At 23.9% G+C, this 3,408-nt stretch carries 5 protein-coding genes; 4 read left to right on the forward strand and 1 reads right to left on the reverse strand.

What is annotated here, in order from left to right:
* The 4 genes from D9R21_RS07240 to D9R21_RS05165 form a co-directional block, all read left to right on the forward strand.
* A partial coding sequence (locus tag D9R21_RS07240) for a hypothetical protein (RefSeq protein ID WP_158613911.1) occupies positions 1–309 on the forward strand: 309 nt, incomplete at its 5' end.
* A 3-nt stretch (positions 310–312) separates the two neighbouring features.
* Positions 313–969 (forward strand): hypothetical protein, encoded by a 657-nt coding sequence (locus tag D9R21_RS05155; RefSeq protein WP_126821370.1) that lies wholly within the window; start codon positions 313–315, stop codon positions 967–969.
* Complete coding sequence (locus D9R21_RS05160) at positions 969–1,745, forward strand: hypothetical protein (protein WP_126821371.1); 777 nt, start codon at positions 969–971, stop codon at positions 1,743–1,745. The genes D9R21_RS05155 and D9R21_RS05160 overlap by 1 nt, the downstream gene beginning before the upstream one ends.
* 132 nt (positions 1,746–1,877) lie before the next feature.
* Positions 1,878–2,636: a hypothetical protein gene (locus tag D9R21_RS05165; protein ID WP_126821372.1), complete on the forward strand. Its 759-nt coding sequence runs from the start codon at positions 1,878–1,880 to the stop codon at positions 2,634–2,636.
* Between the two features lie 121 nt (positions 2,637–2,757).
* On the opposite strand, the gene D9R21_RS07245 is transcribed toward D9R21_RS05165, so the two are convergent.
* On the reverse strand, positions 2,758–2,907 hold the full coding sequence (locus tag D9R21_RS07245; RefSeq protein ID WP_158613912.1) for a hypothetical protein: 150 nt from the start codon (positions 2,905–2,907) through the stop codon (positions 2,758–2,760).
* Positions 2,908–3,408: the final 501 nt, after the last annotated feature.

Genomic DNA, 3,408 nt, shown 5'->3' on the forward strand with positions numbered 1-3,408 from the left:
AAAATTAATAAGAATGGTAAGGGTGCATATTTTATTTTTGCTAATAATTCAAAACTTAATTTTATTACTATTGATTTTTACAATGACCAGTATGATGAACTAGGTAATTTAGTATCTTGTACTTTTGATTATGACCCCTATATTAAAAATGACCAAAGTATTTTTATTAATGAAAAATTAGAAATTGATTATGTAACTAAACAAGTAAAAGTTATTAGAAAGTTAAAAACACGATTATATATTACTATTAGCGACTTATATATTGATGATGCTAAATGAAATAACTATACAACATTGCAAAGAGAATAAATATTGCCAATTGATTTTATGCCAATTGAAATTATTCCTAATAATCCTAATTTTGAACCTTCAGCTCGCTATGGTAAGCAATTTGCTAGTATTTTAGATATTATTGCTGAAAAGATTATTCTAGACCCATTATTAAATAGTGGTAAATTTACTATTAATACTAATGGAGTAACTGGTGTTGTTGACCAAGAAATTAGTAAAATGTTGGCTTCATTTATTGAAAATGACTTGTTATTAGTTGAAGGAGACCCTGATAGTAATTTTCAACCAGTAGACTATATTGCTGGTAATTTTAAAGGTGAACAATTAACCAAAATATATGATTGATTATTAACTAATTACTATAAAATAAATCGCCATCATGTTCCCGCTATTGCTAAAGGGGCTCAACAAACCCAAGCGGAAGTTGCTGGTGTAAATATTCAAACAAATGCATCATACGAACAAATGATATATATCAGAGAAATTAAATTAACTGAATTTATTATTAAGTTAATTAAATATGATAATGCGATTTTAAATAGTAGAACATTTAATATTAAAAATATTGATGAGTTAATTGTTGATGTTTGCTTACCAGTAAATGCTACTTTAAACAGACAATTAAAAAACAACGAAACTATTATCAATATGTATAATGAAGAAGAAGAACAAGAATAATGTTAAAACCATCTGAAAAAATGTTAGCAAAATTAGCAGAAAATGATGAACCAATTGATTATTCAATTGATAGTATTCCGTTAGATTTTGCTAATCAATCACAATATAGCGACCCCGATTTAGAACAATTATTTAGTGAAGACCGTGAAAGAACATTATATATTTATAAAATTAATAATCTTGTTAAGACGACAAAACAAAAACCCACTTTAAACTACTCTCAAAATAGCGTTAAAATAGGTTTTATTGATAAAGATGAATATATTAAAATTATTGGTTATGAAATTAGTGATTTTAATTTTAAATTACAAATTCAACAAAATACAACAGTCCAAGACAATAGCACAAGTTATGTAATGATTGACGAAAAAGATATTTTAATCAATGATATTTCAAGACAAGAAAAATCATTTTTAGAAACATTAGATTTAAAAATAGTATCTATTAATGAACCAATTAGTGAAGAAAATAAAAATGAGTGTTATATCATTGAAGAATATAAACGCCCTTATACACCTGATGGTGTTGAAATTATTAAATCTACTCATTTAGTTAAAATAACTGACTTTAAATGAAAAAATCAAAATAGTATTCATTTAGTATTACAAAAATCATTGCCAGAAGATACAATATTTACTGGAATTGAAATAAAATATCCGAAATCAATGCTATTTGGAAATATTAAGTGCTGGGGCAATGTCAATGGTGTGTATTCTTATCCATCATCAATTGTTGAAAATGCTAGTTTGGTGCCGTTATTATCAATGCCAATTTAAACAAACCCTAATTTAAGGGTATTTCAATATTGATTTACCGAAAGTTTTTTACCATGAAATATTGCAAAAAACTATATTCAAGGTAAAGATATTTTAGATTTAATAAATAAAAATGGTTTAGATAAAGTTTTATTGAATTATTTAACATATCGTTATAATTATGATAGAAAATTTCAAGGTGCAAAATATGATGAAAAAGGTAACCCCACCAATAAAGCGGCTGAACTACGCCAAAAATTTGAAGGACAAAAACCCGAAGATATTATTGATGGTTTATTTGAAAATTGAAAACTAGATAATCCTACATTTATTAATGACAGTGCTGTTAAAAGATTTAAACAAATTATCTATATGTTATCAAATTATACATATAGTAAATATACTATTAACAAAGGTTATAATGATGATTTTAAATTAATTGCCCCTTATTATTTCAAACTAATTTCAAAACCAAATAGATTAGAAGAAGGATATTTTTATTTTTCAGATTGTCAAGTACAAATATATTCATTATATTTTAATTTTATTGGTTCTAATCCACCAATTTCAGTAAATTATTGAAAAGAAATTAAAGCACAACAAAAACCATTTAATCAAGTAGATAATAAATGATATTTTGTTATATGGAAACCTAATAATTCTATTTATTGAAAAATATCAAAATTTAAACACGATACAAATAAAGGAAAAATAATTGAGGCTTGAGATCCATTAAAACAATATTATATTGATCTCTTTTTATGGGTTTTTGAAACAAAAGAACAAGATTTATTAATAGATGATCAATCGGAAGGCAAAATAGAACGAATTTTTTGAAATGAAGATAGGGGGAACAAAATTTTAAAGCAGTTTATCGTTGAAATGGTGGTGATGAACCTCTTAAACCTTTAATTGATTCAAGTACTGGAAAAATTATTGATTGAAATTTAAAACAACAAACAAATGTTAATAATAACAAAGATAATGAAATTAAAGTAAGTGTTAAAAACAAAGATATTTCAGAAAATCCTATTTATCGATTAGAAGCAAATTTTTTTAATTGATTATCATTAACAAATGAATTAGAAACAAATAACATTCCTTCTCTTATTCCATCAGAAATTAAATTATCCGATGGTGAATATGGTAAATATTTAACTAATTTAATTGTTTCTAATGACAAAATAGAAGACTATTTAAATAATTTTTCTGAATGATATAAATTACTTTATTCTAAAATAGATTGAATTAGTACAATCGAATATTTAATTGATTATAGTATTAAAATAACTTTTGATAAAAAACTATTTAATTTAAATCAAATTGAAATATCAGGTATATGAGGTTATGGAAATTATGAAATTACAATTTTTACAGAAAAAGAACAAATTAATATTAATAATCTACAACTATTTAATAAAAATAATGAAAAATTATCATTAATTATATTAGAAATATAAAAAGTCATTTTATAGACTGCACCCCAAAAAGTAAGTAAAATTAAAAAAGAACTTTACTAAACTTTTAGAGGAGGTGCATTTTTATATGGCAAGAAAAGGACAAAAATTTAAAACATATACTGCAGATTTTAGAAAAATGATAGTACAAGAAGTTAAAAATAATAAGATAAGTTTTATTGCTCAAAAATATCAAATTAATAACAGAACCGTTGCTTCATGATATG

The organism is Spiroplasma endosymbiont of Megaselia nigra, from assembly GCF_003987485.1.
Taxonomy (GTDB): Bacteria; Bacillota_I; Bacilli_A; order Mycoplasmatales; family Mycoplasmataceae; genus Spiroplasma.